The organism is Streptomyces sp. PH10-H1, assembly GCF_030063355.1.
Lineage (GTDB): Bacteria > Actinomycetota > Actinomycetes > Streptomycetales > Streptomycetaceae > Actinacidiphila.
Window position 1 is genome coordinate 13,200 of the sequence record NZ_JASISZ010000084.1, and the last position, 18,083, is coordinate 31,282.

Genomic DNA, 18,083 nt, shown 5'->3' on the forward strand with positions numbered 1-18,083 from the left:
ACAGCATTAGGAGGTGTCGGCGGGCTGAAGTTTCAGCGAGATCGAGTTGATGCAGTAGCGCTGGTCGGTGGGCGTGCCGTACCCCTCGCCCTCGAAGACGTGGCCGAGGTGGGAGCCGCACTTCGCACAGCGGGTCACACACGAAGTTGAACACATCGTCGAACCGGAAGCCGTGATCGGCTACCGCCCAACGGTGCAGCTTGATCTGCATCTTCCGTACCCGTAGCTCGGCGTACTCAGCCACCGGCCACGTGACTGGGGCATCCACCCCGGTGTCTTCGGACATTGCAGTACCTTGTACCGCTCGAAAAGTCATCGCTGCAGCTCAAGCGGCATAGCGGTACTCGTTGATGGCTCCGCCGAGGACCCGGGTACGGAGGAGTCTGCGACTGTCGGGGTCGTTTGCTCGAGTGGGCTCCCTTACGGCGCCGGGTGGCTGTTGGTTCCGGGACTGCTGGGGGCGGTGCGCGTTGTAGTGGTCTTGATATTCGGCCAGAACGCGTTGAGCATGGGCCTCGTTCATGATCAGGACGTGATCGAGGGCTTCGCGGCGGACGGTGCCGATCACGCGTTCGCAGTGTGCGTTCATCCGCGGTACCCGGGGTGCGCTGAGGAGGACGTCCACGTCTTCGGATCGGAAGACGGCGTCGAAGGAGGCGTCGTACTTGGCGTCCCGGTCGCGTAGCACGAAGCGCAGGGTTTCCATCCGAGTGCCGAGTTCGCCAGCGACATTGCGGGCCTGCTGCACGGTCCAGGCACGGGTCGGGCGGGAGGTGACACCGGTGATGCGGAGTTTGCGGGTGCCGTGCTCCAGGAATGCCATCGCGTACAGGCGCTTTCCGAGCACGGTGTCGAGGTGGAAGAAGTCTGCGGCGATGATTCCCTCGGCCTGGGCGGTCAAGAACTCGCGCCAGCTGGGGCCGGAGCGGCGTGGGGTGGGGTCGATGCCGGCGGCGTGGAGGATCTCCCAGACCGTGGACGGTGCGATGCGATGACCCAGTTGGGCCAGTCCGCCCTGGATGCGTCGATGGCCCCAACGGGGATTCTCCTTGGCCAGGCGCAGCACAAGTCTCTTGACAGCCGACGCGGTTGGTGGGCGTCCGGTGCTGCTGCGGCGGTCGGAGTAGGCCCACTTCTTGGCGATCAGCCGGCGGTGCCAGGCGAGCAGTGTTCCCGGAGTGATCGGGAACGTCGAGGACCAGCGGTGACGGGGTACCAGTGAGGACAGGGCCGCCAGCCAGAACCGGTCCGCGGGTCCGTAGCGCACCGGGCCTGCGAGTTGTCGGCGCAGGACCGCGTTCTCGTGCCGCAGCACAAGCAGTTCCGCATCCTTCGCGGTGTCCCGCTGGAGCAGCACCGCTGGTGCGGACAGCAGCTTCCGGGTCACCCGGTACAGCAGGGAGATGAGCATCCGGTCATCGTGCCACCACGAGCCGCGGGGACATCACCCCACCTGCAGCGATGGCTTTTCGAGCGGCACAGGACGCGGTCCGATTACGAGTCAAGGACAAGCGCGTCCTGACGCTGGTAAAGGCGTTCCTCAAGGCGGGCATCCTCACCGAGGGCGGCCAGCACAGGGACACTCACACCGGCACCCCGCAGGGCGGCATCCTCTCCCCGTTGATCTTCAACATCGCGCTGTCGGCGCTCGACGAGCACCTGCATCGCGACTGGAAGCCCGGCGGGCGGATGGATGCCCAGTATCCGCGCAGGAAACGTCGTCGGCACGGCCTGCCCAACTGGCGAATCGTCCGTTACGCGGACGATTTCGCGATCTTGGTGCACGGCTCCGCCGACGATGCCCTCGCCCTCCAGGACGAAGTGGCCTCCGTGCTCGAACCGTTGGGGTTGAGGCTGTCACCGGCCAAGACCCGGATCGTGCACATGGAGGACGGGTTCGACTTCCTCGACTTCCGCATCCAGTGGAAACGCAAGCGGGGAGCCGACAAGTGGTACGTCTACTTCTTCATCGCCGACCGGCCCGTCCGCTCGGTGAAGGACAAGATCCGTGCCCTGACCCGCAGGACGTCACAGGCTAATCCCGCAGACGTGCTGATCCGGCTCAACCAGATCGTGCACGGCTGGACCAACTACTTCCGGCATGCCGTCGCGAAGCACACGTTCCGCACGCTGGGGATCTTCCTCTGGCGTCGAGTGATCATGTGGCTGAAGACGCTGCACCGCTGGTCGTGGAAGAACGTCCGCAAGTGGCTGCTGGGCCCTCACGGGGTCTGGCTGCCGATCACCGTGGACGGAGTGGAACTGACAACCCGGCGCGAACACCGGCAATCACGCGGTATCGCTACCGGGGCGACACCATCCCCACTCCATGGGCGAGCGCCTGACGAACAACCCACGGCAACAACTGTGGAGAGCCCGGTACTCGGTAACGGGTACGCCGGGTTCGGCGAGCGGCCTGGAGAAACGGGCCGGTGGCAACACCGGTACCGCGCTCCAGGCCGACTCAACCGGGGAGAGAACTTCAGCCTGGCCGTAGGCCAGTCCATTAGCGCCCGAACAGATATTCCCCTTTGGTCCCGGTGGCCAACTTCCCTGACCACCGGGACCTCAGCCCCCGAACGCCCAGTTCCTCACCCATGTCAGCAACAGCCCCACCAGCGGCGCCGCTGCCAGTGCCAGCAGAATCGCCCCAACGTTCATGATCTTTTTCATAACTGGCCCAACGAGCAAAGCCATCCGTAACTGCCCTAGCGGGCGAACTGGGGCCTGAAGTATGTAAGTCGGATCGGACGGGGCCCAACCACAGGCGCCCGATCCAGCAGCCGCGCCCGGAACAGCCCGCGAGCGCGGCTTTGTGAGGGCCCCGGGCCGCCGGGGGACGCGTCACGGGATCAGGGGCGTTTGCCCCTGTTTCCGTGCGGGCTGGCGTCCGGGTTCCGGCGGCCCGGGTGATGGTGGTAGGGCGGTGGTCAGCGGTTGTAGCTGTCGTGACCGGCCCAGTCGCCCTTGTTGTCGCCCTTGTTGTCGCTGTGGTCGCCCTTGTTGTCGCTGTGGTCGTCGTCGTCGCTGCTGATGTTCTGGCAGACGTTGCCGAACGCCGGGTTCAGGACGCCGGGGGCGTTAACGGTGTTGCCGCATACGTTGATCGGCACGTGGATGGGAACCTGGATGAGGTTGCCGGACAGGACGCCGGGGGAGCCGATGGCTGCGCCCTGGGCGTCAGCGTCGGCGGCGGCGATGCCGGCGCCGGTGGCCAGGATGGCGCCGGCGGCGGCGGTGATGGCGGCTGCCTTGGCAATACGGGACATCGAAAGTCTCCTTGGGAGGGTTGAGTCCGCCGCAGGGTCACGGCGTCGACTTCACCAACGGGCCCACTCGGCCGCAGGTCACGGGCGTTACGCCGAACGAGCGCCCGCATCACGCGCCGTACTCCCGGGACGCCGGCAGGGGCCGTCCGGGTGAATGCGGGTTGCCGGTGGTGGCGCCGCCCGTGTCGTGAACCGTGAGTGGCTCGTTCATGGGGTGCGACATCGAGATCCGGTCGGGCCTGGAGGTTTCGCCCTTTCCTGCCAGACCCGACCGCATCATCCGTAGCCCTACGGGCGGCGACCCCTGCGCCAGCTCGCATCCCACCAGCGGCCAACTTCCGGGCGTGGTCAGGGCTCGACCCCGAACCTTGGACACGGCTTATCCGGGCGCCGGCCGCGTGGGTCGCAGGTCCTCGCGAAGACGGCGCCGCAGGAGCAGCATCGCGGTGACATCGGCACCGTCCGCGAACTGCTCGATCAGGGTGTTCAGTGAACCGGCGATCACGATCGACGGTCGCCAACAGTGCAGCTTGGTCTGCATCTCCAGTACCCGGCGCTCTGCCTTGAGCAGCGCGAACTCCAGCGCGTCGGTATTCACCAGCGGCCTCCCGGCATTGCAGCTTCCTCCCTGCCGACTTGCTGGCCCCCTTCGCCATGCACGAAGCTTTCCTCCGCTCGGACTACTACGGGGCCTCCGCCCCGCCTGCGGCCTTCAGCCGGCAACGGGCCTGCCCTCTGTTTCCAGGCTGGCTGCCCAGATTCGAGGGCGACCGCAGGCGGTTCCCACGTTCACCATGTGCCGATCGGCCAGGTCGGCGTCCCGCTACTCCCCCGGCAGCTTCACCGCGTCTACGCCGCAAACCTTCAACGTGGCCTCCCCACCGGCAGTTGGAGACCGGCTTCGGAGTTGACCGCCCCTACTGAAACGAGCGGTCACACACTGCACCCCGGGCCCATATCCGCCAGATTTGAGCCCGGTGACAAGACTTACGGGGCTTTACACGGATTCCTCTTCGTACGCCTTCTGGCCTTGCTTGCCGAACCCGACGCGTCTGGCAGTGCCACACCGTCCCGGCGTTGTCAGGGCTGCTTTCCGTCCTCCCCCTGGTCAGAGAACTCCTCAGCCCGCTCCAGATCCGTGACTGGCAGCGGTACGTCCATCAACTGATCCTGCATACCCGCCAGTTACCCTCAGCTGCTGATCGACGAACTACGGCAAACTCGATGATCTACAACTGAAGGGTTAACCGGCGCTGGGGGAAGGCCCGGCAGTGGCCATGAATGATTCATCCTATAAATAATCCATTCGGCCCATACTCCACGGATGGATGATGCTAATAATCGTGGAGCTGAATGAGTGAATGCAACTACCGCATTGGTTTCAGGGCTGGACGGCTGGTACAACTGGAAATGACCAAGCGGGCCAGTCAGCCTGCAGTGCACGATGAAAGGAAACCGAATGTCTGCCGTTAACTTTGAGGAGCTCAACAACCTCGCCGGCGAGCTCCTGCCCGAGCGGGCCGTGCTCTCCGCCTTCGGCGGAGGTTTCGACGGCGGCCACGACGACGACGGCGGCGCCACTGTCGTGTCGACCTGCACGACCCAGAGCACCTCTCCGGCGCTCGTCCTGGGCCTGCCCGTCGGCACGCAGCAGATCACCCAGATCTGCACCCCGTCGACGGTGACCCACTGAGGTAACACCCTGGTGGCAGACGTTCACCATCGGTCGGGGAAGGGCTGACGATCTCGTCGGCGCTTCCCCGGCTTTCGTATGGAGCCCAGTGAGTGTGCTTCTGCCGAGCCTTGCACATCGTTCCGTGGGCGCGACCACTGCTGTTGTTACGGGTCTTCGTCATGGAACAACAGGAGCCAGTCACGTCTTGCGAGCGCGGCTGAAACTCCGGAAGTCCGAAGGAGTGTGACCATGTGAGCCTGCCACGTTGCCCGTTCGGCGGGAAGGTACCGTTCCCAAGCGAGGATGAGGCTCGCAAATGGCTGGCGAAACAGCCCTTACTCGAAAATATGACCCCAGCTGATCGCATCTACCGATGCCCCCACTGCCGATACTGGCACATCACGGGATCGCACCGTTGGACGAGTCGGGCCATTCTGGAGCGACGCAATTATGGAAGGCGAGCGGTCACTCCCAAGAGAAGGCAACAACGGTCCGGCTGAGCATGCGACAGCCGTTTCCCACTCGCCCGGGCCCTTCTGGGAGACGACCCTGAGGCTGGGCATCGCCAGAAGAGTTTCGCCGGACAACGGCCACCGGCCCCTTCACTCACGGGCCATCGTCTCCCACAAGACCATGCTCCCGACAACGGTGGGGCGCGCCGGAGGCGGTAGATCAACCGTGACTGCTCAGGTCCTTGTGTAACCTGCGCTTGATCATCTCGTTGGTCTGTTCATGGGTCTGACCAAGCGCCAGGTGTCGTACGACGACCTCGCGCGTGTGGTTGCCCAGCAAGCTGCGGCGATTGAGCGGCTCGAAGCACGTGTTGATGAACTTGAGGCGGAGAACGCCAAGTTGCGGCGCCGTCTGGCTCAGGACTCCTCGAACTCCTCGAAGCCCGCCGTCTTCGGATTCGCCGTTCCGTAAGCCCCCGCCGCGCTCACAGCGCCGGTCTTCGGGCCGTAGGCCCGGAGCCCAGAGCGGGCACGAGGGCACGAACCTGGAGCGGGTCGCCGACCCCGATGCCGTCGTCGAACATCGTCCTGTCGTCTGCGGCGGATGCCACGACGCGCTGGTCATGGATGCCGAGGCGGTCGGGTTCTCGAGGTCGCAGGTCTTCGATCTGCCCGATCCGCGTCTGATCGTCACCGAGCACCGGATGCTGAAGGTCTGCTGCCACTGCGGGCATCTCACGCGCGCCGCGGATCCACCCGGTATGACGGCGCCGACCCAGTACGGGCCCGGCGTGCACGCGCTGGCCGTCTATCAACTCGTCCACCAGCACGTTCCCTCTCTGCGGACCGCGACCGGCGCGGCCGACCTGCACGGCGCGCACCTGTCCGAGGGCTTCGTGCACGCCGCCCTGCTGAGGGCCGCCGCCGCACTGCTCCCCTTCAGCGAACGCGTCGTGGCGCTGCTGCAACTGGCGGATGTGGCGCACTTCGACGAGTCCGGCATTCGCGTCAGCTCCTCGCTGCACTGGGTACACGTCGCCTGCACCACCCGTCTAACCTGAGAGTGCGGTACGCGATCTTATGCCCGTCTTGTCATCGCTCGATGGGGTGGCTTTGGGGCATCGTTGCCGGTCAAGCGTTCGTGATTCGCTTGGGTGGCGGGATGAGTGATCGCAAGCCGTACTCGAGTGACGTCTCCGACGAGCAGTGGACCGTGGTCGAGCCCGTGATCACGGCATGGAAGGCCGGACACCCCTCGGTCAGCGGCCATCAGGGCAGATACGCAATGCGAGAGATCGTGAACGCGATCCTGTACCAGAACCGCAGCGGCTGCCAGTGGGACCTGCTCCCTCATGACCTGCCGCCCGCCGGCGCGGTGAAGTACTACTTCTACACGTGGCGTGACGACGGCACCGACCAGACCATCCAAGATCTGTTGCGGTGGCAACTGCGGGAGAAGAGACGGCGATTAGCCGACCCGAGCCTGGTCATCCTGGACACCCAGAGTATTCATGCCGCCGTCGGCGTTCCGGCCACCACGACGGGCAAGGATGCGGCGAAGAGGGTGCCGGGCAGGAAGAGATGCCTGGCCGTGGACGTGTTGGGCCTGGTCGTCGCGGTCGCCGTCCTGCCGGCCAGCGCGCACGACAACGCCGCCGGTATCGCGCTGCTGGACGACGTGGCCGCTCAGAGCGACACGGTGCGTAAGGCCCTGGTCGACCAGGGATTCAAGAAGAGCGTCGTCGAGCACGGCAAGCGGTACGGCATCGATGTCGAGATCGTCGAACGCAACCCGGCCGACAAGAGCTTTGTCCCGCAGGTCAAGCGGTGGGTCGTGGAGCAGACGAACGGGATCTTGATGTTCTACCGGCGTCTGGTCCGCGACTACGAGCACAGGCCCCGCCACCTCCCGCTCGCGCGTCTTTTGGGCGATGACCTCCGTCATGGCCCGCCGGCTCACCGACGCTACCATCCCTGCCTGGAGGACGCCGTGAGCGACAACCCGCAGATCAGCGCCGTCCTGGCCTACGTCGAGGCCCGCGAGCGCGAACTGGGCGAACAGGCCGGACAGCTCCGCTCCCGCATCGAGGAACTCACCGCCCACCTCGGCGAACTCGACGCGGAGAGCGAGAACCTGCGCATCACCCGCAAGACCCTCCTTGCCATCCCCCGACCCGATCCCGTCGAGGAGATACCCCGCCCCGACGTGCCGGACCACCCGGCCTACCAGCAGATCCTCACCGCCCTCGCCGACGCCGGCCGTCCGATGCGGGCCCGCGACCTGTGCGAGGCACTCGACCTGCCGATCTTCCCGAAGAACACCGAAGGCATCCGGTCCAAGCTGAAACGCCTGGTCACACGAGGCATCCTCGCCGAACCCGAACCCGGCCTGTTCGCTCAGCCCCGCACCTGACCGCCGTCCCACCCCACCGACCAGGGACCCTCACCCAACTCCAAGCCCGAAACGGGCATTACCTCACGTACCGCACTTTGATACAAGGCCCATGCCAAACGCGGCAAGGCCGGTATGGCCGATGCCGGAGTGCTGGCGCACTTCACCGGCACCACCGTCACCGACGCCTGGTCCTCCTCCCTTGGCTACGGCCGCGCCAGCGCGTTGTGCAACGCGCACATCCTGCGCGACCTGGACGGCGTCCACCACGCCGACCCCACAACCCAGCAGTGGGCGAAGCCGCCATCGACGCCCTCACCGCCGGCAATGACGCCGCGCATTCGGCCCGCGAGGCCGGGCGAGACGCGCTGACCGCGACGAAATCGGCGCTCTGGAAGCACAGTTCGACCGAGCCGCCCGGGCCGGACGCTCCGCCAACCCCGACCCGCCACCGACAGCGAAGAAGACCTTCGCCCGGCAACTCGTCGACCGCCTGGTTCGCCGTCGCGAGGACATCCTGCGCTTCCTGCACGACCTGACTGTGCCCTTCACCAACAACCAGGCCGAGCAGGACATCCGCATGGCGAAGGTCCAGATGAAGGTCTCCGGTGGCTGGCGCACCCTCGAAGGCGCCAACCGCTGGCTGCTGGTGCGTTCCTACCTCTCCACCGCCCGCAAGCGCGGCCTCAACCCCCCTTCCGTCCTCCACGATCTCTTCGCCGGAAAAGTCTGGCTGCCACCCGCGGCTCACGCGTAATCAAGCACCTGAGTAGTCACGATCAACCCCTGGACCCGGAGACCTCAGTTGGCTTCGACAATAGCCAATAATAATTCATCCGATAAATAGTCCATTCGGCCCATACTTCACGGATGGATGATGCAATAATCGCGGAGCTGAATGAGTGAATTTAACTGCCGCATTGGTTTCAGGGCTGCACGGCTGGTACAACTAGAAATGACCAAGCGGGGCAGTCGGCCTGCAGTGCACGATGAAAGGAAACCGAATGTCTGCCGTTAACTTTGAGGAGCTCAACAAGCTCGTCGGCGAGCTCCTGCCCGAGCGGGCCGTGCTCTCCGCCTTCGGCGGAGGTTACGACGGCGGCAACGGCGGAGGTTACGACGGCGGCCACGACGGCGGCCACGACGGCGGCGCCACTGTCGTGTCGACCTGTGCGACCCAGAGCACCTCTCCGGCGCTCGTCCTGGGCCTGCCGCTCGGCACGCAGCAGATCACCCAGATCTGCACCCCGTCGACGGTGACCCACTGAGGTAACACCCCGGTGACAGACGTTCACCATCGGTCGGGGAAGGGCTGACGATCTCGTCGGCGCTTCCCCGACTTTCGTGGAGGGGCTTGGTGAGGTGCGTTTCCGATATGCCGTGAACGGGCTTTGCAGCCCGGCCCGCTCAGAGCCTGTCGGGTGGCTGATCATGCGTGAAGCGTGACGGCCGTGATCTGCCCTCCGGGCATGGTGACGGCCCCGGAATGATCACGTGGTGTGTGCCAGTGCGACAACTCCGAGGCCGTCAGCGGCCCATGCTATCCATCCAGCCTGACCGATGAGATGTGGGAGATCATCCAGCCGCTCCTTCCCGTACGTGACCTGCGAAAAGGCGGCGGGATGCGCAAGTACGGAGACCGGTTGGTGCTCGACTCGGTCTTCTACGTGCTGCGCTCGGGCTGCCAGTGGCGGATGCTCCCGCGCGACCTGATGCCCTGGGACGCGGCCCACCGCTGGTTCACCAAGTGGCGCCGGGACGGCACCTGGGTCGGCTGGACCTTGTGTGTAACCAGGAGAGCCCACACTCGTTCGTCCGAATGAAGGCTCTGTGCCCTCGCACCGGCCGCATCACTCCCCTCACCTCCTGGAGAGCGCCATCAGCCCGCGAGTGTTGTCACTTGGGACAGAAGATCCCCCTCCACCCGCCCTGGCGGTCCCCACTGTGACCGAAGGGACGGAGCTGGTCGGCGAGTTCGAAGGCTCCGGGTACCGCGTGCAGCCCCATCTGGTGCGCCGCTTCGACGGGCAGGTAGTGCGCCTGCCCGAATTGCTGTACCTGCTGGCTAAGCTCGTCCACATCCAGCAGCAGTCGGCTTCGGGTCCGCGGAATGCCCAGCAGTACCTCTCCCGCCTGTCGGAAGCGTTGAGCCACGAAACCGGCCGCGAATTCGGGCCGGACCATGTTGTCTTCCTCATCGACAACAAACTGGCGCCGTTGGGAGTCACCACCTACAGCGACGGCTCACCCCCGGAAATCCCGAAGGCCAACCCCTTTCTGTCGCTGCGGTTCCGGGCAGCCGTTTTCTCTGAGGCATCCTCCTGGAGCATCAGCGGCTTCTTCATGTGGCTGTACCGGCCCTTCGTGATGCTCCTGGCCGTCAGCGTTTTCGTATTCTGCGAGGTCCTGCTGTTCACCGGCAGTCGCATGGCCGGCGCCGTGCAACAGGCTCTGGTCACCCCCACCAGTATCCCGCTGGTCTTCCTTCTGGCCCTGGTCTCCGCGGCCTTTCACGAGATCGGTCACGCCTCGGCGTGCCGCTACAGCGGGGCGCGTCCCGGTGTCATGGGGTGCGGCATCTACTTGGTGTGGCCCGCTTTCTACACCGACGTCACCGACTCGTACCGGCTGGGGCGCACAGGCCGTCTGCGGGTCGACCTCGGAGGCGTCTACTTCAATACGTTGTTCGTCAGCGGTCTCGCCCTGACGTATCTCGCGACCGGATGGCAAGTCCTGCCGGTGGCGATTTTGGCCATCAACCTAGAAATCGTGCAGCAGCTCATCCCGTCACTCCGGTTCGACGGGTACTACATCATTTCCGACCTGGTCGGCATCCCCGACCTGTTCAAGTACATCGGGCCGATCCTGAAACGGGCTCTCCTGCGGCAGCCGGCCGACGAACTGCTTCAGGCTCTCAAGCGCTGGCCCCAAATCGTCGTCACCGCCTGGGTGCTGGTGGTCATCCCCGCCCTGGCAGTCCAACTGGGCATCCTGGTCGTCCGGCTCCCCGAACTCATCGAGACGGGATCGAGCACGGCCGAGACGCTGGTCGAGAGCGCCACCGCATCTGGCAATCCAGTGGTGGGAGTCCTTTCCGCCGCCGTCCAGATCCTGTTGCTGCTTCTCCCGTTGGCCGGAGCGATCCTTGTCCTGGTACAACTGGCTCGGGCGTTGATCCGCTTCCTCCACCGGCGTCTGGTCGCCGTCGGCGACCACAAGCAGGGCCGCCGCACGCCCTACCGCAGGTGGGGCGGCTCAGCGCTGCTCATTTTCTCGCTCGCCGGTCTGGGAACCGACTCCAGCACACCGGCGGGCGCATGCCGCAAGTGCGCCGCCGCCTCGCGCCACAGCCGGATCCGGTTCGCCGTCTGCGACCCGCTCTGTCCCGCCGCCGGTGTCAGGCCGGCCTTCCACCGGCGCACCTGCTTCCCAGCCTACGACGATGCCCCGGCTCTCCTGGGCACCCTGTCTCACTACGGAACAGGTGTCGTTTCGGCCCGGGGTGTTGGGCGACGCTGAAAATGCCGACGGAGCGGGCGCTCACGGTGCCGACGAGAAACGGAACATACCGGGCAGGTTCGTCGGCGAGCTGTCGCACCGGTCGGCGAGGTGTCGCACAGCTGTGTAGGAGAGTCCCCGTCGGGTCGTTGGAAGCGCTGTTCAACCGGGCAACGCCCGTCTGTGGGCATGCAGGGGCAGGGAACGGCCCCTGCGGATCATCCGGCTGGAACGGATACCAGCAGGCGACCGCGCGACAACACGGCAATCTGGGACCACAGTTCGGGGCCAGGACCGCCGAGGTGGTTCCTGATGGCCACGGCCGCGGCGATCAGAGCCTCAACCGCATAGGCCAGCGCATCCGGTCGATCCCGGGTGGGCAGCGCGTCGCGGTCGAGTGCCACGACGGCCTGGACGCCGATGGTCCACAGCAGGTGTGCGGACTGGCGGGCACGGCGCAGCCAGGAGCGCACGGTGGCGGCCGGCACGGCGAGTTCGGCGGCGACCGGCCGGTGGCCCTGGCCGCGTGCTGCGCCCAGGAGCGCGTGGCCGATGACGCGGCCGGTGTAGGCGCGGCGCGGCAGCAGAGCGGCGTCGAGCAGTACGTGGGTGGACTCGCAGCCGGTGCACCGTGCCCGGTCCGGCCGGACGGCCAGCGTGGCGCCGTCGGCGTCGCGGACGGACCGCGGCCTGCCCCTGCCCCACGGCCGCAGCGGGCCGCCGCATCCCGAGCACGGGAGGAGCCGGGTGCCGCCCCAAAAGAACGGATGAACCGCCCGCGAGCATCGGCACTCTCAACGCCGGTTTCTGCCCGCGATATCGGCATCCTCAAAAACGCCCAACACCCGGGGTGACGCCCGGACTCCGGAGAAGTAGACACTTCCGGGCATGTCCGCGGACCTGAGCGGACATGCCCGGAAGTGCCATGCGTGGGCGGGACGCCCGGTCAGCCGACCGGGACCGCCGTCGCCTCCAGGTCCTTCTGAGCCTGTCCGGTGCCGACTTCCGCCGGTTCGTGCTCGTCACGGCGCCGCTTCGCTTTGGATGAGGGATTCGTGATCTTGCTGGCCGCGCCCCTGCCCGCCCGGCGCCCCTCACGCCTCAAGGCCCGCACCCGCAAGAACCCCACCACGGTCGTCTTCATCGACGCCGTGCACGTGAAGGTGAGGGGACGGGAATGTCGCCCACCGGCCGATCTACGTGGCCATCGCGGTGACCGTCGACGGCTACCGGGAGATCCTCGGGCTGTGGGCCGGGGACGGAGGTGAGGGCGCCAAGTACTGGCAGACCGTCTTGACCGAGATCAAGAACAGAGGCGTCCGTGACGTGCTGATGCTGGTCTGCGACGGGCTGAGCGCCCTGCCCGACGCGGTGAACGCCGTCTGGCCGGCCACCGTGGTGCAGACCTGTGTGGTCCATACGCGCCTGTCACCGTTCGGCCTCGAACAGCGTCCCGTACTGTGCCGCTCACCTGGGTGTTCTCAAGAGGTGGGGGCGGTCTTCGTGGGGATGCCAGCTGACGCACGGGCGCCGCCCGTAGGGCTGCGGATGATGCGGTCGGACCTGGCAGGAAAGCAAAACCGCCAGGCCCGACCGGACCTCGATGTCGCACCCCATGAACGAGCCACTCACGGTCCACGACACGGGCGGCACCACCACCGACACCCGCATTCACCCGGACGGCCCAGCCCCTCCCCCGCCAGCGCCCCCGGACTGCGGCGCGCGATGCGGGCACTCGCGGGTGTGCAGGCTCATCCAGCTACCGCCGGCCATCGCCCACACCCTGCACTGGCCCGACGAGATGAAGTCCCCCGCCGAAGCCGCGCCGACCGGCAAGGTGGAGCTCACCGACAACGAGATCGAGGCCGCCATCGCACTGATCGAGGCTCTCGGCGAGGCGAACCTGGACGCGTACGAGGACCAGTACACCGCCGCGGTGGCCGACCTGGTGCACGCCAAGACCGAAGGCGCCGCACCCGCCAAGACCACCGTCCCGGCGCCGACCGGGAAGGTCGTCGACCTCATGGAGGCGCTGCAGACCAGCCTCGCCGAGGCCAAGAAAAACCGCGGCCAGGACGCCACCGTGCACGACATCACCCCGCCGAAGAAGACCGCCAAGAAGGCCACCGCGAAGAAGGCGTCGGCGAAGAAGGCGTCGGCGAAGAAGACGGCTGCCAGCCACGCGTCCACGTCGGCCAGCCACACCCGTGCACGCAGCACGCCCAAAGCCGGCGAGGGAAAGAAGTCGACGTCGGCCGCGACGGCCAAGAAGACCCCGGCGAAGAAGACCACCGCCCACAAACGCAGCGCCTGACCCCCAGCCCCGGTCAGGCGCGCGGTCCGTCTCCCAGCAAGCGCCGCGCTGACGTCGGCTCCCCCGGATCGTTCCCGCTGCCCGGCTGGTAGTGGGCGGCGGCCGCCGCACGTTCCGCAGGCGTCATCGCGCGTTGCGCCCGCCCCCCATCGGGTTCGGAGTCGGGATGCGGTCCGGTGCCCAACGGGCGGCGGTGAACGGTCACCCGCGCAGTCTCCCCCACCCGCATTGCGCAGTGCGCAGTGACTGCGCAGCCCGATTGCGCATCCGCAGCGAGACTGCGCATCCGTCGCCGAGCGTTACCGCCCATCGCCGACGGCGACGACCGTGCATTGCGCAACCGTGGTCAGTTGGAATGCGCAGCCATGGTGAGTTCGGACGCTTCACCTGGGCAGCGCCTATGCGCAGACGTACTGCGCATCGCCGGGTGTATGCGCAGCGGTGAGTGGCAGGCGTCTACCGGCGGATTTCGGAGGCGAGCCGGTGCATGAGTGAGGCGGCCATGCCGGTCAACGCGACGGCATCGGCCCGGACCCAGGTGGCGCTGGCAATCGCCCCGTCGTTGTGCTGGATTCCACTGGCTTGGTTGAACGTGGTGGTCAGCAGCGTGGTGTATCCCTCCGCCATCGCGTCCAGGCTGTCGAGGATCCGGCCGTACCGGTCGGCCTGGTCCTGGTCGTCGCGCTTGTTCGTGCTGTCCCTCGGCCAGATCTTCATCTCGCGCATAGTGCTGATCGCCAGCCGGGCTTCGCGGATCGCGTCTGGGTACTCCCCGGCGGTGATCTGCTGATCGGCCCGCCGCAGGTGCTGGCCCGCTTCGGCCAGCTTCCCGCCGACCAACGGAAGCGGAACCGCCACGGTGAAGAAGATCCCGCTGCTGACGGTCTCGACCTGCCGCTCCCATTCGCTGACGGCCATACGGATGCTGTCCTGGACATCAGCGAACGGATACCCCGTGCTCTGCGGGAGCGACCCGGAAAAGTCGATGCACAGCTGGAGATCTTCACCGTTGCGCCGCTCTTCCAGCGCGAGGACCTGGGCGCTGGTCAAGGGCATGGACAGGTTCGCTGTCCGCGATATGCCCGGCGTGAGGGGAATCGCGGTCGGGGTGAAGGAGCCCAACCAGACTCTCCCCGAGCTGTGCTCGGTGTGGACCTCGCCACCCAGCTGCAGTTGATTGCAGCCCTCAGTCACAGCAGTGGCGCTGACCTCTACACGGACGGCGAAGCGGTGGGCACCTACACCGGGCATGAGCGTGGCGACAGCCTGACCATCCGCCTCCGCCAGCCTCAGCAGGGTGCCGTTCTCGAACTTCATGTCCGACTTCATCAGAACCTCCTGTTAGAAGGCCGATTGTGGTCTCTTCGATCGCCTACGGCACTGGAATTCCTGGGGTACGCCTCCGGTCGTTGGTCAACGACGTGTACGCCGTGGGGCAACGTCGCAGGTTGGAGGAATGAGAAGCGCGCCAATCGTCGTGCACCGGTTATCTGCGGCGGGCGGCCGCGGCGTGGTGGTCATGTCCGTTCAAGGAGCACCGCTCGGGTGCGCCATACGGCCGAACGAGGGAACCGCAGGGAATCGCCTTGGTGGCTGCGCCGCGCACCCGGGGTCCGTGGTCGCGCCCGGGTGCGCGGCAGTTCAGACGGCCTGGGTGGCGGGCGCGGCCTCCAGACGGTCCAGGCGTTCGTAGAGGGCGCGGACGAGGCGGGCGCGGTTTTGGACGCAGCGCACGGTGCCCTCCAGCGTCGCGGACAGCCGCCGTTCCGCCTCGCGCAGGACGACGTCGGCGAGCGCCTTGGGCCCGCTGTCCTTCGGCAGCTGGCCGACGCGGCGGCGGACGTCGGCGGCAATGGCACGGGCGTGGCCGCTCAGCTGGAGGGCGATCTGCTCGTAGTCGCGTTCCTGCAGCGGGTCCGGGCCGGTCCACGCCAGGACGGCCTCGACGAGGCACTCGTACGGTTCGCGGTCGAGCGGGAGCTCCGCTTCGATCAGTCCGTCGGGGTCGTACAGGACCGTGTGCGTGCTGGTGTGCATGGCGGGCCTTGCTGTTGGGGCGTCGTCGCTTGGGTGGCCGGCGGTCACTGCGGGGTGTCCTGGCCGTCGCCGTTCCTGTCGTCCTGGTCCTCGGTCCGCTGGGCAAGGAACCGGGCGAGGCCCCGGTCCGCGCGGGCCAGTAGGGCCGGGGAGGGAACGCCGTAGGCGGGCGGCTGGAGGCTGCGGCCCTCCGGGGCCAGGGCGGTGCTGGCCGCGTGTGCGCGCATAATGGCCCGCCTCTCCGGCTGGTGGTCCGTCGGTGACTTCGACGCTACGCAGCGTTGGGTCCCGCCCTCAACGAAGTTGCGGGAAATTGCGGAGGTTCACTCCAGGGCGTCGATCGCGGCCCGGATGAGCGTGCGGGCCGCGTCCCCGTACACGGCCATCTCGGACAGACCGCTGAATGCCTTCGCGTAGTCGGCCAGTTCGCGCGGCTGCGTCACGTTGATCTCTGCGGTCAGCGTCTCCACCACGGCCTGGACGTCGTCGTGGAGGTAGAACGCCTCCAGCGGCCACACGGTGCGCTGCGCGGCGAACGGAATGATGCCTAGCGAGACGGACGCGAGCGGCATCACGGCCAGGAGGTGGCGCAGCTGGCCCTTCATGGCATCGGGGTCGGCGGTGCGGAAGCGCAGGACGGACTCCTCCATGAGGACGACGAAGCGGTGTCCGCCCTCGTAGAGGAACCGGGAGCGGGCGACACGGGCGGCGACGGCTTCGGACACGTCGTTCGGAGTGCCCTGGAAGGCGGTGATCTGCTCCATGAGGGCCGTCGCGAAGCCGGGGGTCTGGAAGAACCCGGGCGGCACATTGGAGACGTACGCCCGGCAGATGCGGGTGCGCTCGTACAGCGCGTAGAAGTCTTCCTGAACCTTGCGCATGCCGTTGCGGTGCAGGCGGCGCCACTCCAGGTACATCGAGTCGACCGCGCGGGCGGTGGCGATCAGGTCGTCCGCCTGGTCGTCGGCGCCGCACGCGGCGCACCAGGTGCGGATGTCCGTGTCGGAAGGCGGCGCCTCGCCCTTCTGGATACGGGTCGTCTTCGCGGGATGCCAGCCGCACCGGACGGAGAGCTCACGCCCGGTCAGGCCGGCGTCCTTGCGCAGGTGCTGCAACCGCACGGCGAGCGCTTCGCGGGCACCTTGGGCGCTGGATGAGGGGGAGGCGGTCATGTTCGCGGGCGGCCCGGGGGATCAGACGGTGAACTTCTCGTGGGGAACACCGCGCTCCCAGACGGTCTCGAAGGCCGTCGCGCACAGGTTCACCGCGGCGGGGTCCTCGGTGATCTCGAACCCCGGGTCTGCCCAGTCGCCGTCGCCGGTGAAGAAGTGGAACATCGCCAGGCGGCCGTCGATCAGCCAGAAGTCGTTGCCCGGCAGGGCGATGTCCGAGGCGTTGCGGCGGGACAGCCAGCGGACCTGCTCGCCGGCGTCCAGGTTCAGCGGGGTGGAGGCGTGCTCCCAGCGGATGTAGTCGGTGACCGGCTCGGAGACGATCCGGGCGCGGCGCATGACCACACCCCGCGCCAGGGTCGCCTTGACGATGCCGAGCCACTGCGGCCAGAACGACGCCGTGGGATCCAACGTGATCTCGCCGGTGCGGGCGAACCGCTCGATCAGGTCGACCTCGTCGCCGACGCCGTACAGATCGCGCATCTCCAGATGCACCGCGCTGCGCTGAGCGCCCCTCAGCAGTTCAACGAAGTCCGGCACGCTCTGCGACATCACACGCCTCCCTCAAAATCGGCACCATCCGGGCCGGGATACGGATCACCCTCTCGTGCGCCGGGATCCCCACCGCATGACCGACCACCCACTCGGTTCCACCCACCTGCGCCTTCAACAGCTCTTCCGCTTCCTCGCCTTGAAGGACGAGGTCAGCACTCTCGTCCTCCACCCACACCGTCGGCGATCCACCGCCTCCCGTGTTCGGGTCGATCCCGACGAACCGTAACGTCATCGCGTGCTCCCGTGTCGAGTCGGTTGCGCTTAGTTGCGCAACGACCGTCCCGCGCAGCGGCACCGGCGGTCAAGAGCGCTCGCTGTCTCGACTCAGGACCGGTGCGGGCCAGGCCGGGTTCCAGCGCCAGGACGCCCACTGGTCGGCGTCCGCGAACGGCCCGGCCCGCTCGTCAAGCAGGGCGAGGACCTGGGCGCGGGCGACCTCCACCGCCTGGTGCTCGGTGTCGGTGACGATGCCCAGGCGCCGGACGTGGGCGTACTCGTCTTCGTCCTTCCACGTAAGGGTGCTCAGGTCGGGGTCGATGACGAGGTCGACGGTCAGGTCGAAGGTGTCGAACCCGTCATCGGTGCGGCGGGTTGAGGTTCCCCCGTTGCTCGGGAGGTGCTGATCAGCTGGTCAGGGAGGGTTGACGGGGTTTCAGGTTCGCTCGTTCGGTCGTTGCCTGTTCGGCGTAGTGCTTCTCCTCGAACTCGACCGGGCTGAG

The 18,083-nt window shown here is 67.0% G+C and carries 23 protein-coding genes and 5 pseudogenes; 13 read left to right on the plus strand and 15 right to left on the minus strand.

Annotation, left to right across the window (positions count from 1 at the left end; all coding sequences use genetic code 11):
* Positions 1–6 precede the first annotated feature (6 nt).
* Positions 7–132 (minus strand): annotated as a pseudogene (locus QMK24_RS34275) (peptide-methionine (R)-S-oxide reductase); the annotation flags it as partial.
* A 193-nt stretch (positions 133–325) separates the two neighbouring features.
* Positions 326–1,411, minus strand: a complete 1,086-nt coding sequence (locus QMK24_RS34280; RefSeq protein ID WP_283470774.1) for an integrase core domain-containing protein — start codon at positions 1,409–1,411, stop codon at positions 326–328.
* A gap of 50 nt (positions 1,412–1,461) precedes the next feature.
* On the opposite strand from QMK24_RS34280, the gene QMK24_RS34285 reads away from it, so the two are divergent.
* Positions 1,462–2,703, plus strand: coding sequence for a group II intron maturase-specific domain-containing protein (locus QMK24_RS34285; RefSeq protein ID WP_283470775.1), 1,242 nt, complete (start codon positions 1,462–1,464; stop codon positions 2,701–2,703).
* Between the two features lie 227 nt (positions 2,704–2,930).
* On the opposite strand, the gene QMK24_RS34290 is transcribed toward QMK24_RS34285, so the two are convergent.
* The gene (locus tag QMK24_RS34290; protein ID WP_283470776.1) at positions 2,931–3,269 is read right to left on the minus strand and encodes a chaplin; all 339 of its coding nucleotides are present in this window, start codon (positions 3,267–3,269) and stop codon (positions 2,931–2,933) included.
* A 379-nt stretch (positions 3,270–3,648) separates the two neighbouring features.
* Positions 3,649–3,867, minus strand: a complete 219-nt coding sequence (locus QMK24_RS34295) for a hypothetical protein (protein ID WP_283470777.1) — start codon at positions 3,865–3,867, stop codon at positions 3,649–3,651.
* Positions 3,868–4,728: 861 nt separating this feature from the next.
* Between QMK24_RS34295 and QMK24_RS34300 the strand changes: the two genes are divergently transcribed.
* Entirely contained in the window at positions 4,729–4,962 is a 234-nt protein-coding gene (locus QMK24_RS34300; protein WP_283470778.1) for a hypothetical protein, read from the plus strand.
* 714 nt (positions 4,963–5,676) lie between these two features.
* The gene (locus QMK24_RS34305; protein ID WP_283470779.1) at positions 5,677–5,868 is read left to right on the plus strand and encodes a hypothetical protein; all 192 of its coding nucleotides are present in this window, start codon (positions 5,677–5,679) and stop codon (positions 5,866–5,868) included.
* Between the two features lie 13 nt (positions 5,869–5,881).
* Here QMK24_RS34305 and QMK24_RS34310 read toward each other — a convergent pair whose 3' ends face one another.
* Complete coding sequence (locus QMK24_RS34310; protein WP_283470780.1) at positions 5,882–6,121, minus strand: hypothetical protein; 240 nt, start codon at positions 6,119–6,121, stop codon at positions 5,882–5,884.
* Positions 6,122–6,157: 36 nt separating this feature from the next.
* On the opposite strand from QMK24_RS34310, the gene QMK24_RS34315 reads away from it, so the two are divergent.
* From QMK24_RS34315 to QMK24_RS34350, 8 genes and pseudogenes are all read left to right on the plus strand, one after another.
* The gene (locus tag QMK24_RS34315; RefSeq protein ID WP_283470781.1) at positions 6,158–6,457 is read left to right on the plus strand and encodes an IS66 family transposase; all 300 of its coding nucleotides are present in this window, start codon (positions 6,158–6,160) and stop codon (positions 6,455–6,457) included.
* Between the two features lie 101 nt (positions 6,458–6,558).
* Positions 6,559–7,390 (plus strand): annotated as a pseudogene (locus tag QMK24_RS34320) (IS5 family transposase).
* Positions 7,387–7,809 (plus strand): hypothetical protein, encoded by a 423-nt coding sequence (locus QMK24_RS34325; protein ID WP_283470782.1) that lies wholly within the window; start codon positions 7,387–7,389, stop codon positions 7,807–7,809. Before QMK24_RS34320 ends, QMK24_RS34325 begins: the two are co-directional and overlap by 4 nt.
* Positions 7,810–7,902: 93 nt before the next feature.
* Positions 7,903–8,160: pseudogene (locus QMK24_RS34330) on the plus strand (hypothetical protein); the annotation flags it as partial.
* A 19-nt stretch (positions 8,161–8,179) separates the two neighbouring features.
* A complete protein-coding gene (locus QMK24_RS34335) occupies positions 8,180–8,545 on the plus strand; it encodes an IS66 family transposase (RefSeq protein ID WP_283470796.1) in 366 nt (121 codons plus the stop codon).
* Positions 8,546–8,792: 247 nt separating this feature from the next.
* A complete protein-coding gene (locus QMK24_RS34340; RefSeq protein ID WP_283470783.1) occupies positions 8,793–9,056 on the plus strand; it encodes a hypothetical protein in 264 nt (87 codons plus the stop codon).
* A 297-nt stretch (positions 9,057–9,353) separates the two neighbouring features.
* Entirely contained in the window at positions 9,354–9,611 is a 258-nt protein-coding gene (locus QMK24_RS34345) for a transposase (protein WP_502962683.1), read from the plus strand.
* A 187-nt stretch (positions 9,612–9,798) separates the two neighbouring features.
* A complete protein-coding gene (locus QMK24_RS34350; RefSeq protein ID WP_283470784.1) occupies positions 9,799–11,307 on the plus strand; it encodes a zinc metalloprotease in 1,509 nt (502 codons plus the stop codon).
* Between the two features lie 197 nt (positions 11,308–11,504).
* Here the strand turns inward: QMK24_RS34350 and QMK24_RS34355 are convergent, their stop codons facing one another.
* The 3 genes and pseudogenes from QMK24_RS34355 to QMK24_RS34360 all read right to left on the minus strand — a co-directional run bounded on the left by QMK24_RS34355 (position 11,505) and on the right by QMK24_RS34360 (position 12,430).
* Entirely contained in the window at positions 11,505–11,774 is a 270-nt protein-coding gene (locus QMK24_RS34355) for a hypothetical protein (protein WP_283470785.1), read from the minus strand.
* Between the two features lie 18 nt (positions 11,775–11,792).
* Positions 11,793–12,008, minus strand: a pseudogene (locus tag QMK24_RS42045) (DUF6431 domain-containing protein); the annotation flags it as partial.
* 224 nt (positions 12,009–12,232) lie between these two features.
* Positions 12,233–12,430, minus strand: a complete 198-nt coding sequence (locus QMK24_RS34360; RefSeq protein ID WP_283470786.1) for a hypothetical protein — start codon at positions 12,428–12,430, stop codon at positions 12,233–12,235.
* Between QMK24_RS34360 and QMK24_RS34365 the strand changes: the two are divergent.
* Together QMK24_RS34365 and QMK24_RS34370 are read left to right on the plus strand one after the other, a co-directional pair.
* Positions 12,423–12,723, plus strand: a pseudogene (locus QMK24_RS34365) (transposase); the annotation flags it as partial. The gene QMK24_RS34360 and the pseudogene QMK24_RS34365 overlap by 8 nt on opposite strands.
* Before the next feature lie 178 nt (positions 12,724–12,901).
* Complete coding sequence (locus tag QMK24_RS34370) at positions 12,902–13,600, plus strand: Ku family protein (RefSeq protein WP_283470787.1); 699 nt, start codon at positions 12,902–12,904, stop codon at positions 13,598–13,600.
* 456 nt (positions 13,601–14,056) lie between these two features.
* Here QMK24_RS34370 and QMK24_RS34375 read toward each other — a convergent pair whose 3' ends face one another.
* From QMK24_RS34375 to QMK24_RS42050, 7 genes are all read right to left on the minus strand, one after another.
* On the minus strand, positions 14,057–14,929 hold the full coding sequence (locus QMK24_RS34375; protein WP_283470788.1) for a hypothetical protein: 873 nt from the start codon (positions 14,927–14,929) through the stop codon (positions 14,057–14,059).
* Between the two features lie 312 nt (positions 14,930–15,241).
* Positions 15,242–15,637 (minus strand): DUF6415 family natural product biosynthesis protein, encoded by a 396-nt coding sequence (locus tag QMK24_RS34380; RefSeq protein WP_283470789.1) that lies wholly within the window; start codon positions 15,635–15,637, stop codon positions 15,242–15,244.
* 44 nt (positions 15,638–15,681) lie between these two features.
* Entirely contained in the window at positions 15,682–15,864 is a 183-nt protein-coding gene (locus QMK24_RS34385) for a hypothetical protein (RefSeq protein ID WP_283470790.1), read from the minus strand.
* Positions 15,865–15,960: 96 nt separating this feature from the next.
* On the minus strand, positions 15,961–16,809 hold the full coding sequence (locus tag QMK24_RS34390) for a helix-turn-helix domain-containing protein (RefSeq protein WP_283470791.1): 849 nt from the start codon (positions 16,807–16,809) through the stop codon (positions 15,961–15,963).
* A 21-nt stretch (positions 16,810–16,830) separates the two neighbouring features.
* A complete protein-coding gene (locus QMK24_RS34395; protein WP_283470792.1) occupies positions 16,831–17,361 on the minus strand; it encodes a DUF6879 family protein in 531 nt (176 codons plus the stop codon).
* The gene (locus tag QMK24_RS34400) at positions 17,333–17,596 is read right to left on the minus strand and encodes a hypothetical protein (protein WP_283470793.1); all 264 of its coding nucleotides are present in this window, start codon (positions 17,594–17,596) and stop codon (positions 17,333–17,335) included. The genes QMK24_RS34395 and QMK24_RS34400 overlap by 29 nt, the downstream gene beginning before the upstream one ends.
* Before the next feature lie 69 nt (positions 17,597–17,665).
* Positions 17,666–17,920, minus strand: coding sequence for a hypothetical protein (locus tag QMK24_RS42050; protein WP_502962684.1), 255 nt, complete (start codon positions 17,918–17,920; stop codon positions 17,666–17,668).
* Between the last annotated feature and the right edge of the window lie 163 nt (positions 17,921–18,083).

Excerpts from the sequence above, each read along its gene's own strand:
- QMK24_RS34380 (WP_283470789.1), bottom strand. The coding sequence starts at position 15,637 with ATGCACACCAGCACGCACACGGTCCTGTACGACCCCGACGGACTGATC.
- QMK24_RS34360 (WP_283470786.1), bottom strand. The coding sequence starts at position 12,430 with ATGAAGACGACCGTGGTGGGGTTCTTGCGGGTGCGGGCCTTGAGGCGT.
- QMK24_RS34285 (WP_283470775.1), top strand. The coding sequence starts at position 1,462 with ATGGCTTTTCGAGCGGCACAGGACGCGGTCCGATTACGAGTCAAGGAC.
- QMK24_RS34395 (WP_283470792.1), bottom strand. The coding sequence starts at position 17,361 with ATGTCGCAGAGCGTGCCGGACTTCGTTGAACTGCTGAGGGGCGCTCAG.
- QMK24_RS34305 (WP_283470779.1), top strand. The coding sequence starts at position 5,677 with ATGGGTCTGACCAAGCGCCAGGTGTCGTACGACGACCTCGCGCGTGTG.
- QMK24_RS34340 (WP_283470783.1), top strand. The coding sequence starts at position 8,793 with ATGTCTGCCGTTAACTTTGAGGAGCTCAACAAGCTCGTCGGCGAGCTC.
- QMK24_RS34345 (WP_502962683.1), top strand. The coding sequence starts at position 9,354 with ATGTGGGAGATCATCCAGCCGCTCCTTCCCGTACGTGACCTGCGAAAA.
- QMK24_RS34375 (WP_283470788.1), bottom strand. The coding sequence starts at position 14,929 with ATGAAGTCGGACATGAAGTTCGAGAACGGCACCCTGCTGAGGCTGGCG.
- QMK24_RS34385 (WP_283470790.1), bottom strand. The coding sequence starts at position 15,864 with ATGCGCGCACACGCGGCCAGCACCGCCCTGGCCCCGGAGGGCCGCAGC.
- QMK24_RS34400 (WP_283470793.1), bottom strand. The coding sequence starts at position 17,596 with ATGACGTTACGGTTCGTCGGGATCGACCCGAACACGGGAGGCGGTGGA.
- QMK24_RS34280 (WP_283470774.1), bottom strand. The coding sequence starts at position 1,411 with ATGCTCATCTCCCTGCTGTACCGGGTGACCCGGAAGCTGCTGTCCGCA.
- QMK24_RS34290 (WP_283470776.1), bottom strand. The coding sequence starts at position 3,269 with ATGTCCCGTATTGCCAAGGCAGCCGCCATCACCGCCGCCGCCGGCGCC.
- QMK24_RS34315 (WP_283470781.1), top strand. The coding sequence starts at position 6,158 with ATGACGGCGCCGACCCAGTACGGGCCCGGCGTGCACGCGCTGGCCGTC.
- QMK24_RS34370 (WP_283470787.1), top strand. The coding sequence starts at position 12,902 with ATGAACGAGCCACTCACGGTCCACGACACGGGCGGCACCACCACCGAC.
- QMK24_RS34300 (WP_283470778.1), top strand. The coding sequence starts at position 4,729 with ATGTCTGCCGTTAACTTTGAGGAGCTCAACAACCTCGCCGGCGAGCTC.
- QMK24_RS34390 (WP_283470791.1), bottom strand. The coding sequence starts at position 16,809 with ATGACCGCCTCCCCCTCATCCAGCGCCCAAGGTGCCCGCGAAGCGCTC.